This window comes from Streptomyces endocoffeicus (assembly GCF_016741935.1).
In the GTDB taxonomy this organism is placed as follows: domain Bacteria; phylum Actinomycetota; class Actinomycetes; order Streptomycetales; family Streptomycetaceae; genus Streptomyces; species Streptomyces endocoffeicus.
Genome location: NZ_JAERRG010000001.1, coordinates 1,282,848 through 1,301,820, shown reverse-complemented (window position 1 = coordinate 1,301,820; position 18,973 = coordinate 1,282,848). Strand labels below are relative to the sequence as shown.

Annotated in this window: 2 protein-coding genes; both read left to right on the top strand. The window is 73.8% G+C overall.

Going from position 1 to position 18,973, the window contains the following annotated elements:
• Positions 1-11 precede the first annotated feature (11 nt).
• Positions 12-6,734: a type I polyketide synthase gene (locus JK364_RS04870; protein ID WP_230991303.1), complete on the top strand. Its 6,723-nt coding sequence runs from the start codon at positions 12-14 to the stop codon at positions 6,732-6,734.
• A 41-nt stretch (positions 6,735-6,775) separates the two neighbouring features.
• Positions 6,776-18,958 (top strand): type I polyketide synthase, encoded by a 12,183-nt coding sequence (locus tag JK364_RS04865; RefSeq protein WP_201847811.1) that lies wholly within the window; start codon positions 6,776-6,778, stop codon positions 18,956-18,958.
• The last annotated feature ends 15 nt before the right edge of the window (positions 18,959-18,973 follow it).

The window sequence follows — 18,973 nt, the reverse complement described above, 5'->3', positions numbered from 1 at the left end:
GGGTGACCCTCATGGCGAACGAAGAGAAGCTGGTCGAGTATCTCAAGCGCGTTTCCGCCGATCTGCACGATACGCGTCTGCGCTTGCGCGAGGTGGAGGAGCGTTCCCACGAGCCGGTGGCCGTGGTCGGCATGGCCTGCCGCTTTCCCGGCGGGGTCACCTCCCCGGAGGAGCTGTGGGAACTGCTCGTCTCGGGTGTCGACGCGATCGGGGACTTCCCCACGGACCGTGGCTGGGACCTGGAGAACCTCTACCACCCCGATCCGGAGCACTACGGCACCAGCTGTGTCCGCCAGGGCGGATTCGTCGAGGCCGACCGCTTCGACGCGGCGTTCTTCGGCATCAGCCCCAGGGAAGCGCTCGCCATGGATCCGCAGCAGCGGCTGGTGCTGGAGATGGCCTGGGAATCCCTGGAGCGGGCCGGTATCGATCCGGTGTCGCTGAAGGGGACCCGCACGGGTGTCTACGCCGGGGTGTCCAGCCAGGACTATCTGTCCAGGGCCCCGCGCATCCCCGAGGGGTTCGAGGGCTACGCCACCACGGGCGGACTCACCAGTGTCATCTCGGGCCGGGTGGCCTACACCTTCGGCCTGGAGGGGCCGGCGGTGACGGTGGACACCGCGTGCTCGGCCTCGCTGGTGGCGATGCATCTGGCGGTGCAGGCGCTGCGGCAGGGGGAGTGCACCCTGGCCCTGGCGGGCGGTGTCACCTCGCTCGCCACCCCCATCATGTTCACCGAGTTCTCCCGGCAGCGCGCACTCGCCCCGGACGGCCGGTGCAAGTCCTTCGCCGCCGACGCGGACGGCACCGGCTTCTCCGAAGGCGTCGGGCTGGTGGTGCTGGAGCGGCTGTCGGAGGCCCGGCGCAACGGCCATCGGGTGATGGCGGTGATCCGGGGCTCGGCCATCAACCAGGACGGCGCCAGCAACGGCCTCACCGCGCCCAACGACGTGGCCCAGGAACGCGTCATCGGCCAGGCGCTGGCCAACGCCCAGCTGACGCCCGGCGATGTGGACGCCCTCGAGGCACACGGCACCGGCACCAAACTCGGCGACCCGATCGAGGCCGAGGCCCTGATCGCCACGTACGGCCAGAACCGCCCCGCCGACCGGCCACTGCTGTTGGGCTCGCTGAAGTCCAACATCGGCCATACACACGCGGCGGCCGGTGTGGCGGGCGTGATCAAGATGGTGATGGCACTCCGGCACCCCGGACTGCCCGCCAACCTGCATCTGGACGAGCCCACCCCGCATGTGGAGTGGGAGAGCAGCGGACTGCGGCTGCTGACCGAGCCGGTGGAGTGGCCCCACCTGGAGCGGCCCCGCCGCGCGGCGGTGTCGTCGTTCGGCATCTCGGGTACGAACGCCCATCTGATCGTGGAGCAGGCGCCTGAGGAGGAAGAACCGACCGAGCAGATCTCCTCGGACATGGGCACGGTGCCGTGGGTGGTGTCGGGGCGGAGTGTGGAGGCGTTGCGGGGGCAGGCTGCGGCTTTGGCTGAGCGGGTGGGGGGTGCGTCCGAGCTGTCGTTGGTTGATGTGGGGTGGTCGTTGGTTACGGCGCGGTCGGTGTTTGAGCATCGGGCGGTGGTGGTGGGTGGTGATCGTGCTGGGTTGTTGGCGGGTGTGGAGGCGTTGGCGGGAGGGGTGTCACATCCGGGCGTCGTGCAGTCCGGTGCGGCGGTGCTGACGGGTGATGTGGGTCCGGTGTTGGTGTTTCCGGGTCAGGGTTCGCAGTGGGTGGGGATGGGCGCCGAGCTGCTTGAGGTGTCGGCGGTGTTCGCTGAGCGGGTTGCGGAGTGTGAGCGGGCACTGGCGCCGTATGTGGACTGGTCGCTCTCGGACGTACTGCGTGGCGCGGAGGGTGCGGCGGATCTGGGGCGGGTGGATGTGGTCCAGCCTGTCCTGTGGGCGGTGATGGTGTCGCTGGCCGCGGTGTGGGCCGGGCATGGCGTACGTCCTGCGGCGGTGGTGGGTCATAGTCAGGGTGAGATCGCGGCGGCTGTGGTCGCGGGGGCGCTGTCCCTGGAGGATGGCGCCAAGGTCGTGGCGCTGCGGAGCAAGGCGTTGCGGCGGTTGGCCGGGGGCGGGGCGATGGCGTCGCTGGGCGTGGGTCAGGAGCGGGCGGGGCAGTTGCTGTCCGGGCTTGGCGATCGGGCCGCTGGCGTGGGTGTGGCGTCCGTCAACGGGCCCTCGTCCACGGTGGTTTCGGGTCCGCCCGAGCAGGTGGCCGCTGTCGTTGCCGCGTGCCAGGAGGCGGGGGAGCGTGCCCGGCTGATCGAGGTGGATTACGCCTCGCATGGTCCTCAGGTGGAGGAGATCCGCGAGGAGTTGAACGACGTTTTGGCCGGTGTTCGTCCGGTCGTCGGCGGCGCGGATGAGGTGGCGTTCTATTCGGCGGTGACCGGTGGCCGGGCCGACGTATCCGCCCTGGATACGGACTATTGGGTGCGGAATCTGCGGGAGCGGGTGCGGTTCGCCGATGCCGTCGAGGCGCTGCTGTCCGATGGGCATCGGGTGTTCATCGAGGCCAGCACTCACCCCGTGCTGATCCTCGGCCTGCAGGAGACGTTCGAGCAGGCGGGTGTGGACGCGGTCGCCGTACCGACCCTGCGCCGCGACCACGGTGGCCAGGTCCAGCTCCTCCACTCTCTCGGCCAGGCGTTCATCGCCGGGGTCGAGGTCGACTGGAAGGCGGCGTTCCCGGCCGACCCCACCCCCCGTACGGTCGATCTGCCCACGTACGCCTTCCAGCACCAGCGCTATTGGCTCGACGGCCTCAGTGGCCGGGGTGCCGACCCCACCGACCTCGGACTGGTCGCCGCGGGCCATCCGTTGCTGAGCGCCGCCGTGGAGCTTGCCGATGGCCAGGGCCATCTGCTGACGGGACGGCTCTCGGTGCGGTCCCATGGCTGGCTCGCCGACCATGTGGTGGCGGGCGCGGCCCTGGTGCCCGGAACGGCCTTGGTCGAGTGGGCGCTGCGGGCCGCCGACGAGGTCGGCTGCGGTGGGGTGGAGGAGCTGGCGCTCCAGGTACCGCTCGTGCTGCCGCGCAGCGGCGGGGTGCGCCTGCAAGTGGTCGTCGGCGGGCCGGGCGCCGATGGCCGACGTGATGTGCGGATGTACTCGCGCCCCGACGACGGCGCCGACACGACGGCCGGGTGGGTGTGCCATGCGGAGGGCGTGCTGAGCCCACCTCCCGACGGCTCCACGCCAGTGGAGGAGTTGGGCGGGGCATGGCCACCGGCGGGTGCGAAGCCGATCGACCCCATGGACTTCTACGAGCACATCGCCGCGTCGGGGTACGCGTACGGTCCCGCCTTCCAGGGGCTGCGCGCCGTGTGGCGGGACGGTGCGGACCTGCTGGCCGAGGTGGCGCTGCCCGAGGCCGCGGGGGAGCGGACGGGATTCGGCATCCACCCGGCGCTGCTCGACGCCGCCCTGCATCCCGTTCTGCTGACCGATGGTTCACCGAGCGACGCCGAGTCGGCCGTTGGCCGGGTGTGGCTGCCGTTCACCTGGAACGACGTGTCGCTGTGGGCGGCCGGGGCGAGCACGGTACGGGTGCGGATCTCTCCGTACGAGCCGAGCGCGGAGCGGGAACGTACGCTGCGGGTGACCGTGGCGGACGCCCTTGGCGCCCCGGTGCTGAGCGCCGACGCGGTGGTGCTGCGGTCCGCCGACGCCGATCAGCTTCGTACGGCCCAACGGCCGGGCGCGGATGGGCTGTTCGTCATGGACTGGGCTCCCCTGCCGGTTCCCGTACCGCCCAACCCGGTTCCCGCACCGCCCAACGGCGACCGGCGGTCCGCGGATCACCCGGCCGATGACACCGGCTGGGTGATTCTGGGGCCCGGGGACAGGGCTCCGGTCGGGTCCGCCGCCGTATGCCATCCGGATCCGCAGGCGTTGATCAGCGCGCTCGACGCGGGCGCCGCCGCCCCCGCCGTCGTCCTGGCACTCGAGCCCGCCGAGGCGGGCCACGCCCGGGATGGCGGGATGGCGGCCGACGGGCTGGCCTCGGCGGAGCGGGTCCTGGAGCTGTTGCAGAGCTGGCTGGCCGAGCCGCGCCTGGCCGAGGCCCGGTTGGTGGTGGCGACACGTGGCGCCATCGCGACCGGCGACCCGGTTGGAGTTGACCCCGCGGCCGAGGGCGTGGATGTGGCGGGCGCCGCGATTTGGGGCCTGGTGCGCAGCGCGCAGGCCGAGAACCCGGGTCGCTTCCTGCTGCTCGATCTCGACCCGCACGCCGTGGTGTCCGCCGACCTCGTGACCGAAGCGGTGGCGCGCGCCATCGAGATGGACGAGTCGCAGCTGGCCCTGCGCGCGGGGCGGGCGCTGATGCCCCGGCTGGTGCGCGCCGCGCCGAGCGCGGGCCTGGCGGCCCCGGTGGGGCAGTCCGCGTGGCGGCTCGGGCTCGACGGCGCCGGGACTGTGGACAGCGTACGGCCGGTGGCGTGCCCGGAGGCGCTGGAGCCCCTGCGGGAGGGCCAGGTGCGCGTCGACGTCCACGCGGCGGGCGTCAACTTCCGCGATGCGCTGATGGTGTTGGGGATGTACCCCGGGGACGCGGTGTTCGGTGGCAGCGAGGGCGCCGGTGTGGTGCGGGAGGTCGGCCCCGGAGCGACCGGCCACGCCGTGGGCGACCGGGTGATGGGCCTGTTCGAGGGCGCGTTCGGCCCGCTGGCCGTGGCGGACGCCCGTACGGTCGTGCCCATCCCCGAAGGCTGGACCTTCCGGCAGGCGGCCGCGGCCCCCGTCGTGTTCCTCACCGCCTGGTACGGGCTTGTGGAGCTGGGCGGGCTCCAGGCGGGTGAGCGCGTCCTGATCCATGCGGCGACCGGTGGTGTGGGAACGGCCGCGGTGCGGATCGCCCGGCATCTCGGCGCGGAGGTCTACGCGACGGCGAGCCCGGCGAAGCACGGGGTGCTGGAGGAGATGGGCGTCGACCAAGCCCACCGGGCCTCGTCGCGCGACCTGGACTTCGAGGAGGCGGTCCAGGAGGCCACCGGTGGCCGGGGCGTCGATGTGGTGCTCAACAGCCTCGCCGGTGAGTTCGTGGACGCCTCGCTCCGCCTCCTCCACGAGGGCGGCCGATTGCTGGAGATGGGCAAGACCGACATCCGCGACCCGGAGCTGATCGCGGCCGAGCACCCCGGCGTCCGCTACCACGCGTACGATTTGATCGCCGACGCCGGACCGGACCGTATCGGCGAAATGCTGTGCGAGCTGGGCGAGTTGTTCGCCTCCGGTGTGCTGGAGCCGCCTCCGGTACGGGCATGGCCGCTCGGCCGGGCGCGTGCGGCCTTGCGGTGTATCGGCCAGGCCAAGCACACCGGCAAGCTGGTCCTGGACGTCCCCGCCCCGGTGGATACGGACGGCACCGTGCTCATCACCGGTGGCACCGGCACCATCGGCGCACGCGTCGCCGAGCACCTCGTCCGTACCTGGAACATCCGCCATCTGCTGCTGGTGAGCCGCGGCGGACCCGACGCGCCCGGGGCCAAGGAGCTGGTGGCCCAGCTCGCCGACCTGGGCGCCGACGTACGCGTCGCCGCCTGCGACATCGGCGAGGCCGCCCAGGTGGCCGAGGTCCTCGCGGGCATCGACCCGGCACACCCGCTGACCGGTGTCGTACACGCGGCGGGGGCGCTGGACGACGCGATGCTTCCCTCGCAGGATCCGAAACGGCTGGCGCGGGCGTGGGCGGCGAAGGCCGCGGCGGCGGCCCATCTGCACACCGCCACCGCGCATCTGCGGCTCGGCATGTTCGTGCTGTTCTCCTCCTTCGCCTCCGACCTGGGCACCCCCGGCCAGGCCAACTACGCCGCCGCCAACGCCTTTTGTGACGCCCTGGCCACTCACCGCCGGGCGGCCGGGCTTCCCGGGCTGTCGGTGGCATGGGGACTCTGGGCGGCCACCAGCGGTCTCACCGCGCGGCTGGCCGACGCCGATCTGGCCCGGATCGGCCGTCTGGGCATCAAGGCCAACAGCACCGAGGAGGGGCTGGCGCTGCTGGACGCGGCCTGCCACCACGGCCATCCGCATCTGCTGGCGCTCCACCTGGACACCGGCTCCCTCGCCGCTCAGGTCCCGGGCACCCTACCCACCCCCCTGCGGGCCCTCGCCACCGTCGGTGGCAGTGGGCGGGCCCGGCCCACGGCGGCCGCCGGTGGACAGAACACCGACTGGGCGGGCCGGCTCAGGGGGCTGCCGCCCACCGAACAGCACCGGCTGCTGCTCAACCTGGTGCGCACCCAGGCGGCCACGGTCCTCGGCCACGCCGATCCGGGTGTGGTGCGGCCGGACGCGTCGTTCAAGGACCTCGGCTTCGACTCGCTGACCGCCGTGGAGCTGCGCAACCGGCTGGCCGCGGCCACCGGACTGCGGCTGCCCGCGGCCCTCGTCTTCGACCACCCGGAGGCGGCGGTGCTGGCCGAGCGGCTGCGCCGGGAGCTCTCGCCGGACGGTGAGCCGGGTGCCCGGGGCCCGGATGTGGCCCAGCCCCACCCCGTCCTCAACGAGCTGGTCAGGCTGGAGAACAGCCTGTCGGCGGCCGTCGTCGAGGACGTGGACTCCGGCGCGGTCACCGCCCGGCTGGAGACCTTGCTGTCCAAGTGGAAGGCGATGTGCTCGTCGGCGCAGGCGGACGACGGCGATGCCGTGGAGCGGTTGCAGGTGGCGACCGCCGATCAGGTTCTGGAATTCATCGACAACGAACTTGGCCTGTCATGAACAACGTGGCGCGCCCTTCGCTGAAGGCCGGGTGATCCTCCGTGACGCACGCTAATGAAGAGAAGCTGGTCGACTATCTGAGGCGAGTGGCAGGCGATCTGCACGAAACGCGTCAGCGGCTGCGCGAGCTGGAGGACCGCTCCGAGGAGCCGGTGGCCGTGGTCGGCATGGCATGCCGCTACCCCGGCGGCGCCGACTCGCCCGAGGCGCTGTGGCGGCTTCTGGCCTCCGGCGCGCATGCGATGGGGGAGTTCCCCGACGACCGCGGCTGGGACCTGGAGGGGCTGTTCCACCCGGACCCGGACCACCCCGGCACCAGTCATGCCCGCGAGGGCGGTTTCCTCTACGACGCCGACCGCTTCGACCCCGAGTTCTTCGGGATCAGCCCGCGCGAGGCGCTGGTCATCGACCCGCAGCAGCGGCTGCTGCTGGAGGTGTCCTGGGAGCTCCTCGAACGCGCCGGAATCGACCCGGTCTCGCTGAAGGGCACCTCGACGGGCGTGTACGCCGGGACCGCGCTGCCCGGCTTCGGCACCCCGCACATCGAGAAGAGCGCCGAGGGCTATCTGGTGACGGGCAACGCGCCCAGCGTGCTCTCCGGCCGGGTGGCGTACACCCTCGGCCTGGAGGGGCCGGCCGTCACGGTGGACACGGCGTGCTCGTCCTCGCTGGTGTCGATGCACCTGGCCTGCCAGGCGCTGCGGCAGGGCGAGTGCACCCTGGCCCTGGCGGGTGGGGTGACGGTGATGGCCATCCCGAACGTCTTCACCGAGTTCTCCCGGCAGCGTGGGCTGGCTCCCGACGGCCGGTGCAAGGCGTTCTCCGCCGACGCCGACGGCACCGCCTTCTCCGAGGGCGTGGGCCTGGTGCTGCTGGAGCGGCTGTCCGACGCGCGGCGCCACGGCCATCCGGTGCTGGCCGTGATCCGTGGCTCGGCCGTCAACCAGGACGGCGCCTCCAACGGGCTGACCGCGCCCAACGGACCCGCCCAACAGCGCGTCATCCTCCGGGCGTTGGCGAACGCACGGCTGTCCCCGGCCGAGGTGGACGCGGTGGAGGCGCATGGCACCGGAACCCGCCTCGGCGACCCCATCGAGGCCCATGCGCTGCTCGCCACCTACGGACGGGACCGGACCGAGGACCGGCCGCTGTGGCTGGGGTCGGTCAAGTCCAACATCGGACACACTCAGGGCGCCGCGGGCGTGGCCGGTGTCATCAAGATGATCATGGCGATGCGGCATGAGACGCTGCCCGCCACCTTGAACGTCGAGCAGCCCACGCCCCACGTGGCATGGGACACCGGCACCGTACGCCTGCTCACCGAAGCCGTCGGGTGGCCGCGTGGCGAACGGCCCCGCCGGGCCGCGGTGTCCTCCTTCGGCATCTCCGGGACCAATGCCCATCTGCTGCTCGAACAGCCCCCCGACGACGCGCCCTTCACATCGGACGGGACTCCCGGGCCGACCGCCGCGGACACGGCCACGCCGGACCGCCGTGTGGTGCCCTGGGTGGTGTCCGCCCGTACCGGCCAGGCGTTACGGGGCCAGGCCGAGGCGCTCGCCGCCCATCTCACCGCCCACCCCGGGCTGCCCGTGGCCGATGTGGGCTGGTCGCTGGCCCATACCCGCTCGGCCTTCGAACACCGGGCCGTGGCCATCGGCGAGGACCGCGACGAACTGCTGGCCGCCGTGCGGGCGCTGGCCGATGACGAGAGCCACCCCGGGCTGATCCGGGCCACGGCGGCCACCCGCTCCGGCGGCACCGCCTTCATGTTCACCGGTCAGGGCAGCCAGCGGCCCGGTATGGGCCGTGAGCTGTACCGGACCTACGAGGTGTTCGCCGCCACCCTGGACGAGGTCTGCGCCCATCTCGATCCGCTGCCCGGCCGGCCGCTCCGCGAGATCCTCTTCGCGGCGGAGGACACCGACCAGGCGCGGGCCCTGCACGGCACCGGTGTGACGCAGGCGGCCCTCTTCGCCCTGGAGACGGCGCTCTTCCGGCTCGTCGAGTCGTTCGGCCTCACCCCCTCGTTCCTGACCGGACACTCCGTCGGCGAACTGGTGGCCGCGCATGTGGCGGGTGTGCTGTCCCTGCCGGACGCCTGCGAACTGGTGGCCGCCCGCGGCCGGTTGATGCAGGCGCTGCCCTCCGGCGGCGCCATGGCCGCCGTCGAAGCCACCGAGGAGCAGGTCCTCCCCCTGCTCGCGGGCCGTGAGGACCACGTGGCGCTCGCCGCGGTCAACGGCCCCACCTCGGTGGTCGTGTCCGGAGCCGCCGAAACCGTCGACGAGATCGCCCGCACCCTGAAGGAACGAGGGCACCGCACCAAGCGGCTCCGGGTCAGCCACGCCTTCCACTCGCCCCTCCTGGCCCCCATGCTCGACGACTTCCGCGAGGTGGCGCGGCGGCTCACCTACCACGCACCGCGCATCCCGGTGATCTCCAACGTCACCGGCCGGCAGGCCGACCCCGAGCAGCTCCGAGACCCCGAGTACTGGGTGCGCCACGTCAGCGAGCCCGTACGGTTCCACGACGGGCTGCGCACCCTGCGCGGCGAGGGCGTGACGCGCTACCTCGAACTCGGCCCGGACGCCGTCCTCACCACCATGGCCCAGGACGCCCTGGCCGCCGACACCCCAGACACCCCAGACACCCCCGACACCCCCGACACCCCCGACCCCGCGCCCGTGTTGGCCACCGCCCTGCGTCCGGGCCGCGACGAGCCCCGTACGCTGCTGACCGCACTCGCCCTCACACACATCGACGGCGGTACGGTCGACTTCGCCGCCGCCCTCCCCGAGGAGGCGGGCCATGTCGACCTGCCCACCTACCGGTTCCAGCGGCAGCGGTACTGGCGGCCCGTCCCGAACGCCACCGCCGACGTACGCGCCGTCGGCCTCGGCGCCACCGGACATCCCCTGCTCCAGGCCGCCGTGGAAACGCCCGACGGCGGGCTGCTGCTCACCGGACGGCTGTCCGCGCACACCCACGCCTGGCTCGCCGACCACACCATCGCGGACAGCGTCCCCCTGCCCGGTACGGCCCTGCTGGAGCTGGGCCTCCTCGCCGCCGCGCACACCGGCTGCGAGCTGGTCGACGACCTCACCCTGGAGACACCGCTGATCCTGCCCGCCTCCGGCGCGGTACGGATCCAGCTCGCCGTCACCCCGCCCGACGAGGCCGGACGACGGACGGTCACCGTCGCCTCGCGCCCCGCCGACGAGGGCGGCGACGCCCTGGACGCCCCGGCCGCCTGGCGCCACCACGCCACCGGCCTCCTCTCCGACGCGACCCCGCCACCGCCCGACGACGAGCCGCCGGCCACGGCCTGGCCACCCGCCGGGGCCGTCCCGGTGGACGTGGCGGACCTGTACGAGCGCCTGGCCGCGCAGGGATACGCCTACGGGCCCGCCTTCCGGGGGCTGCACTCCGCATGGCGGCTCGGTGAGGAGATGTTCGCCGAGGTACGTCTGGCCCCTGAACAGCGCGGCGAGGCCGACGGCTACGGACTGCACCCCGCCCTGCTCGACAGCGCCCTGCATCCGGTCGAGGAGCTCTTCGGCCGCTTCGCGGGCCTGGACCGCCTCGGCGGCGACCACGCGCCGGACGGCGCCGCGGGGACCGTACGGCTGCCGTTCTCCTTCGGCGGGGTGCGCCTCTTCGCCACCGGCGCCACCCGGCTGCGCGTACGCATCACCCCCACCGCCCCGGACACCATCACCCTGAGGCTGACCGACGACCACGGCGCACCCGTGGCCACCATCGACGCCCTCGGGCTGCGGGAGATCTCCGCCGACCGCTGGCGCTCGGCCCGCGCCGCCACGGCCGACGCCCCGCTGTACCGCCTGGACTGGCAGCCGTATCCGGTCTCCGCCGACACCGCCCCGCCCTCGGCGAGTTGGGCGATCGTCGGATCCCAAAACCCGGACCCGGCCCTCCCGGCCCATCCGGACCTGGCCGCCCTGCGGGCCGCCCTCGACGGCGGACAGGCCGCCCCCGACATCGTCGTCCTCGAATGCCCCGGCGCGCCGGACACCTCATCACACCCGGACGGGACACCCGCCCGCGTACGCGCGGTGGTCCATCACGTCCTCGACGCGCTGCGCACCTGGCTGACGGACGAGCGGTTCAGCGGGGCCCGGCTGGTCATCGCCACCCGTGGCGCCGTCGCCACCGGCCCCGGGGACGGGCCCGCCGACCTGGCCGCCGCGCCCGTATGGGGCCTGGTCCGCGCCGCCCAGGCCGAACACCCCGAGCGCATCCTGCTGCTCGACCTGGACGACGACCCCGCGTCGCGCGATGCCCTGCGCACCGTCCTTCCGGCCGCCGTCGCCGCCGCCGAATCCGAGGTGGCGGTGCGGGCGGGAACGGCCCATGTGCCCCGTCTGGTCACCGTTCGCCCTGACCAAGACACCCCGCCCCGCCTCCTCGACCCGGACGGCACCGCGCTGATCACCGGTGGCACCGGAGCGCTCGGCCGGCTGGTCGCCCGCCATCTGGTCGCCGCACACGGAGCCCGCCATCTGCTGCTGGTCAGCCGGCGCGGTGGCATCACGGAGGACATCGACGCGTTCGCGGACGAACTGACCGCGCTGGGCGCGGCGGACGTACGCGTCACCGCGTGTGACGCCGCCGACCCCGAGGCGCTGGCCGACCTGCTCGCCACGCTCCCCGAAGCCCATCCGCTGACGGCCGTCATCCACGCCGCGGGGGTGCTCGACGACGGTGTGGTCACCGCCATGACCCCCGAGCAACTCGACACCGTCCTCGCCCCGAAGCTGGACGCCGCATGGCATCTGCACCGGCTGACCCGGGACATGGATCCGGCCGCGTTCGTGATGTTCTCCTCCGCCGCCTCCATCATGGGCAACGGCGGCCAGGCCAACTACGCCGCGGCCAACATGTTCCTCAACGCCCTCGCCGAACACCGCCGCGCCGAGGGGCGGACGGCCCACACGCTGGCCTGGGGGCTGCTGGCGTCCGCCGGTGGCATGACCGGCCACCTGGACGACGCGGACCTCGCCCGGATGGCCCGCTCGGGTATCGCCTCCGTCTCCAACGAGCAGGCGCCGGCGCTGCTCGACGCGGCGCTCACCACCGACCACCCCACACTCGTCCCCGCGCGTTTCGACCTCGCGGCGCTGCGCACCCGGGCTGCCGCCGGGCCACTTCCGCCCGTGCTGCGGCGGCTGGTGCACGTCCCCACGCGGGCCGCGCGGAACACCGGATCGGGCTCGTTGTCCGGGCGGCTCGCCGGGCTGTCCACCGAGGAGCAGAACCGGCTCATCGGCGAGCTGGTCCGCGACCAGGTGGCCACCGTGCTCGCCCATCCCGCACCGGAGGCCATCGACCTGGGCAGGGCCTTCCAGGACCTCGGCTTCGACTCGCTCACGGCACTCGACCTGCGCAACCGGCTCAACGCCGCCACCGGCACCCGGATTCCGGCCACCGTCATCTTCGACTATCCGACCCCCGACGCCCTGGTGCGCTTCCTGCGGGAGCGGCTGGTCGGCGCACCGGCCGGGACACCGCTACCGACGACGCCGGTCGTCGTGGCCACTGACGACGACCCGATCGCCATCGTCGGCATGGCCTGCCGCTATCCGGGCGGCGTGGGCTCCCCCGAGGAGCTGTGGCGGCTGGTGGCCGAGGGCGTGGACGCGATCGGGGAGTTCCCCGCGGACCGCGGCTGGGACCTCGGGGGCCTCTTCGACCCCGACCCGGACCACATCGGTACCAGCTACGCCCGCGAGGGCGGATTCCTCTACGAGGCGCCGCGGTTCGACGCCGAGTTCTTCGGGATCTCCCCCCGCGAGGCGCTGGCCACCGACCCCCAGCAGCGGCTGCTGCTGGAGACGGCGTGGCAGGCGTTCGAGAGCGCGGGCATCGACCCGGTGAGCCTGCGCGGCAGCCGCAGCGCGGTGATCACCGGGGTGATGTACGACGACTACGGCAGCCGCTTCCTGGGCCGCACCCCGGAGGGCGTCGAGGGCCGGCTGATGACCGGCAGCACACCGAGCATCGCCTCCGGCCGGGTGGCGTTCACCTTCGGCCTGGAGGGGCCCGCGGTGACGGTGGACACGGCGTGTTCGTCGTCGTTGGTGGCGATGCACCTCGCGGCGCAGGCCCTGCGGCAGGGGGAGTGCACCCTGGCCCTGGCCGGTGGTGTCACGGTGATGGCCACGCCGAACACGTTCGTGGAGTTCTCGCGGCAGCGCGGACTGGCCCCGGACGGCCGCTGCAAGCCGTTCGCCGCGGCGGCCGACGGCACGGGCTGGGGCGAGGGCATCGGGCTGCTCGTCCTGGAGCGGCTGTCGGACGCGCGCCGCAACGGCCGTGAGGTGCTGGCGGTGATCCGTGGGTCGGCGGTCAACCAGGACGGCGCGTCCAACGGTCTGACCGCGCCGAACGGGCCCTCCCAGCAGCGGGTGATCCGCCAGGCCCTGGCCACCGCACGGCTCTCCCCGGCGGACATCGACGTGGTCGAGGCCCACGGCACGGGCACCACACTCGGCGATCCCATCGAGGCGCAGGCGCTGCTGGCCACGTACGGGCAGGAGCGGCCGGAGGGCCGTCCGCTGTGGCTCGGCTCCATCAAGTCGAACATCGGCCATACGCAGGCCGCCGCGGGCGTGGCGGGTGTGATCAAGATGGTGCTGGCGATGCGCCATGGCCTGCTGCCCGCCTCGCTGCACGTCGACGAGCCCAGCCCGCATGTGGAGTGGGACGACGGCGGAGTGCGGCTGCTGGCCGAGGCGGTCGAGTGGCCGACGGGCGAGCGCCCGCGCCGGGCCGGTGTGTCGTCGTTCGGCATCAGCGGCACCAACGCCCATGTGATCCTGGAGCAGGCCGACCGGGCCGACCGGGCCGACCGGGCCGAACGCACCGTGCCCGTGCCCGAGTCCGGTGGCCCCCGGGTGGTGCCCTGGGTGCTGTCCGCGCGGGGCGCGGGCGCGCTGCGGGACCAGGCGCGGGCGCTGGCCGCGCGGCTGGCCACCGGCCCCTCGGCCGCGCCCGTCGAGGTGGGCTGGTCCCTCATCCGCTCCCGTACCCTGTTCGACCACCGGGCCGTGGTGGTCGGCGAGAGCCGCGCCGAACTGATGGCGGCCGTCGAGGCGCTGGCGGCCGACGAGACACACCCGGGCGTCGTGCACACGGGCACGGCCGCCACCACGGGCGGCGCGGGCCCGGTGCTGGTCTTCCCCGGCCAGGGCTCCCAGTGGATCGGGATGGGCGCCGGACTGCTGGCCGCCTCACCGGTGTTCGCCGCCCGGGTGGCCGAGTGCGAACGAGCCCTCGCGCCCCACGTCGACTGGTCGCTCACCGATGTGCTGCGCGGCGTGGACGGCGCGGGCGATCTGAGCCGGGTGGATGTGGTGCAGCCGGTGCTCTGGGCGGTGATGGTGTCCCTGGCCGCCGTATGGGCGGGCCATGGGGTGCGGCCCGCCGCCGTCGTGGGCCACAGCCAGGGCGAGATCGCCGCCGCCTGCGTGGCCGGGGCGCTGACCTTGGAGGACGGCGCGCGGATCGTGGCCCTGCGCAGCCGGGCACTGCGCCAACTGGCCGGTGGCGGGGCCATGGCCTCCCTCGGCGTGGGCCAGGAACAGGCCACGGAACTGCTGTCCGGGCTCGGCGACCGCGCCGCCGCCGTGGTCGTGGCCGCCGTGAACGGCCCCGCCTCCACGGTGGTGTCCGGCCCGCCGGAGCAGGTGGCCGCGGCCGTGGCGGCCTGCCGCGACACCGGGGAACGGGCCAGGATGATCGAGGTGGACTATGCCTCGCACAGTCCCCAGGTCGATGAGATCGCCGAGGAACTCGCCGAGCTGCTCAGGGGAGTTGAGCCGGTCGAGGCGCCCGCGTCCGGAGTGGTGTTCTACTCCACCGTGACCGGTGCCCGTGCCGACGGCTCCGTCCTGGACACGGGCTACTGGGTACGGAACCTGCGGGAGCGGGTGCGGTTCGCCGAGGCGATCCAGGCGCTGCTGGCCGATGGCCACCGGGTGTTCATCGAGGCCAGCACCCACCCCGTCCTCACAGTGGGCATGCAGGAGAGCTTCGAGGAGGCGGGCTTCCCCGCCGCCACCGTCCCCACCCTGCGCCGCGACCACGGCGACCTCGCCCAGCTGGTGCGGTCGCTGGCCCAGGCGTTCACCGCGGGGATCGACGTCGACTGGACCACCCTGTTCCCCACCGACCCCGCACCCCGCACCGTGCCGCTGCCCACCTACGCCTTCCAGCGCGAGCGCTACTGGCTCGAGGGCACCGCGGGCCGGGGCGGCGACCCCACCGACCTCGGCCTGGTCTCCGCGGACCACCCGCTGCTCGGCGCGGCCGTGGAACTCGCCGACGGCAGCACCCATCTGCTCACCGGACGGCTGACGGCCGGTGGCGGCGAGGGCTGGCTCGGCGAACACGTGGTGGCGGGCGCCCGGCTGGTCCCGGGCGCGGCCCAGGTCGAATGGGCGCTGCGGGCCGCCGACGAGGCGGGCTGCGGCACAGTGGAGGAACTCGCGCTACAGGTCCCGCTCGTCCTCCCCGACACCGGTGGGCTGCGCGTCCAGGTGGTGGTGGGCGAGGCCGCCGACGACGGACGCCGCGACGTACGGGTGTACTCCCGGCCCGACCGCGACACCGAAACCACCGCGGCCCCGGTCTGGGTGTGCCATGCGGTCGGCGTAGTCGGCCCCCACGGCGAATCGGCACCCCGGACCTCCGGGGCGTGGCCCCCGCCGAGCGCGGAAGCGGTGGACACGGACGGCTTCTACGAGCGCGCCGAGGCGGCCGGATACGGATACGGGCCCGCGTTCCAGGGCGTCCGCAAGCTCTGGCGCGACGGCGCGGATGTGCTCGCTGAGGTGGCGCTGCCCGAAGCCGCGGGCGACCGGGCCGGATTCGGCATCCACCCGGCGCTGTTGGACGCCGCGCTGCACCCGGCGTCCCTCCTCGACCGGACCGACCGGACCGACCAGCCCGATCAGCCCGAGGAGCAGCACGACGACGGCCGGGTGTGGCTGCCGTTCGCCTGGAACGGCGTGTCCCTGTGGGCCGCCGGAGCGACCACCGTACGCGTCCGGCTGTCCCCGCGTGAGCAGGGCGCGGACGGCGAGCGGGCGCTGCGGATCGCGGTGGCCGACGCCGTGGGCGAACCGGTCCTGACGGTCGACTCGCTGGTGCTGCGCCCGGCCCGCGTGGATCAGCTGCGGACCGCCGGACGGGGCGCCGTGGACGGGATGTTCACCCTGGACTGGATCCCGCTCTCCGAGCCGGCACCCGGCGCGGACACGGGCCTGCCCCAGCCGGTGGCCGGGGACGGCGGCTGGGTGGCATTGGGCTCCGAGGACCTGGACTGGGCCCCCTCGGGCGTGATCCGCCATCCGGACCTGGAGTCGCTGGTCGCGGCGATCGACGCCGGGACACCCGTGCCCTCGGTGGCGCTGACCGCCGTACCGGCCTCGACGACGGCCGTGGACATCGGGGCCGCGGAGGCCGATGCCCTGGCGGCCGTACGGCGGACCCTGGACCTGCTGCGGGGCTGGCTGGCCGAACCCCGGCTGGCCGAGAGCCGCTTGGCCGTGGTGACACACGGCGCGGTCGCGGCCGGTGGCCCGGTGGCGGAGGACCCCGGCTCCGGGGCCGTGGACACGGCCGGTGCCGCGGTGTGGGGGCTGCTGCGCAGCGCACAGGCGGAGAACCCGGATCGGTTCATCCTGCTCGACCGCGATCCGCACGGCGCGCCCGACCCAGACGAGATCGGCGCGGCGGTGCTGGACGGTGTGCTGAGGGCCGTCGCCCTGGACGAACCGCAGGTGGCGGTGGGCGCCGGCCGGGTATGGGCGCCCCGTCTGATGCGCGCGGGCGGCCCCGGCAGCGGAGGTCTGGTGGGTCCGGTGGCACAGCCCGCGTGGCGACTCGCCGTGGAGGGCGCGTCCACCGTGGCCAATGTGACGCCCGTGGCGTGCCCCGAGGTGCTGGAGCCACTGGGGCCGGGAGAGGTCCGGATCGCGGTGCACGCGGCGGGCATGAACTTCCGCGATGCGCTCATCGTCGTCGGGATGTACCCCGGAGGCGGGGTGTTCCGCGGCAGCGAGGGCGCCGGAGTGGTCGTGGACATCGGCCCGGAGGTGACCGGGCTCGCGGTGGGCGACCGGGTCATGGGCCTGTTCGAGGGCGCGTTCGGCCCGTGGGCGGTGGCGGACGCGCGCATGGTCGTGCCGGTCCCCGACGGCTGGAGCTTCCGGCAGGCGGCCGCCGTACCGGTGGTGTTCCTCACCGCCTGGTACGGGCTGGTGGACCTGGCCGGGCTGCGGAACGGCGAAACGGTGCTGATCCACGCCGCCACCGGTGGCGTCGGCATGGCGGCGGTGCACATCGCCCGCCACCTGGGCGCCGAGGTCTACGCGACGGCGAGCCCCGGCAAGCACGGGGTACTGGAGGGCATGGGCATCGACCAGGCGCATCGGGCCTCGTCGCGCGATCTGGACTTCGAGGAGGTGTTCCGCGAGGCCACCAGCGGACGTGGCGTCGATGTGGTGCTCAACAGCCTCGCCGGGCCGTTCGTCGACGCCTCCCTGCGACTGCTGGCCGACGGCGGACGGCTCTCCGAGATGGGCAAGACCGACATCCGCGACCCGGAACACCTCGCGGCCGTGCGTACGGGCATCCGCTATCGCGCCTTCGACCTGGTCCCCGACGCCGGGCCGGACCGTATCGGGGAGATGCTGAACGAGTTGAGCGGGCTGTTCGCCACCGGAGTGCTGCGGCCCGCACCCGTACGGCCCTGGCCGCTCAGCCGGGCGCGGGACGCGCTACGGCAGCTGAGCCAGGCCAAGCACACCGGCAAACTGGTGCTCGACGTACCCGCGGCGGTCGACCCGGACGGCACGGTCCTCATCACCGGTGGCACCGGCACCCTGGGCGCCTACATCGCCGAACACCTCGTCCGCGCCTGGGGAATCGGCCATCTGCTGCTGGTGAGCAGGCGGGGGCCGGACGCTCCGGGCGCCCGCGACCTGGCCACCCGGCTGGAGGGGCTGGGCGCGCGGGTGCGCGTCGCGGCAGCGGATGTCACCGACGCCTCGACGGTGGCGGAGCTGGTGGCGGGGGTCGACCCCGAGCATCCGCTGACCGGAGTCATCCACGCCACCGGTGTGCTGGACGACGCGGTGGTCACCGCACAGACCCCCGAACGGCTGGCGCGGGTCTGGACGGCCAAGGCCACGGCCGCGGCCCATCTGCACACGGCGACCGCGCATCTGCGGCTCGGCGTGTTCGTCCTCTTCTCCTCCGCCGCGGGCACACTCGGCAGCCCGGGACAGGCCAACTACGCCGCTGCCAACGCCTTTTGCGACGCGCTCGCCGCCCACCGCCGGGCTGCCGGGCTGCCGGGCGTCTCGATCGCCTGGGGCCTGTGGGCCGACGCGAGCGGCATGACCGGACACCTGGCCGAGGCGGATCTGGCCCGGATGTCCCGTACCGGCGTGGCGGCCCTGAGCACCCGGCACGGTCTGGCCCTGCTCGACGCCGCCGTCCAGCACGGCGGTGCCCATCTGGTCGCCGCCCAGGTGGACCCCCGAACCCTCGCCGGACTGCCCGCCGACAGCCTGCCCGCCACGCTGCGCGCCCTGGCCGCCACCGGCGGTGGTGGCGGCGCCGGGCGGCGCACCGCGGCGGCGGCCGGGGAGGGCGCACAAGTCGACTGGGGCGCCCGGCTCGCGGGCCTGTCCACGGCCGAACGACACCGACTTGTCCTCAACCTGGTCCGTGGCCACGCCGCCACGGTGCTCGGACACGCCGATGTGGACGCAGTGCAGGCAGAGGCCAGCTTCAAGGAGCTGGGCTTCGACTCCCTGACCGCCGTCGAACTGCGCAACCGCCTCGCCGCCGCCACCGGACTGCGCCTGCCCGCCGGAATGGTCTTCGACTACCCGGAGGCGGCCGTACTCGCCGACTACCTGCTGGAACGGCTGGCCCCCGGCGACGGGGCCACTCCGGGGCGGGACGCCGTCGACCCGGTTCTGGGCGAGCTGGCCAGGCTGGACACCACCCTGGCCACCCTCGACACGGACGACGAAGGCCGGCAGCGGATCGCCCAACGCCTGGGCGCCCTGCTGGCGAAGTGGAACGGCGGCGGGTCCGGCGACCCGGTCGGCGCGACCGGCTTCGACGCCCTCGAAGCCGCCTCGGACGACGAGATGTTCGAGCTCATTGACCGTGAACTGCCCTGATGGAGGCGCGGAACT

Coding starts and splice junctions, on each gene's coding strand:
- JK364_RS04870 (WP_230991303.1), top strand. CDS start 12: ATGGCGAACGAAGAGAAGCTGGTCGAGTATCTCAAGCGCGTTTCCGCC.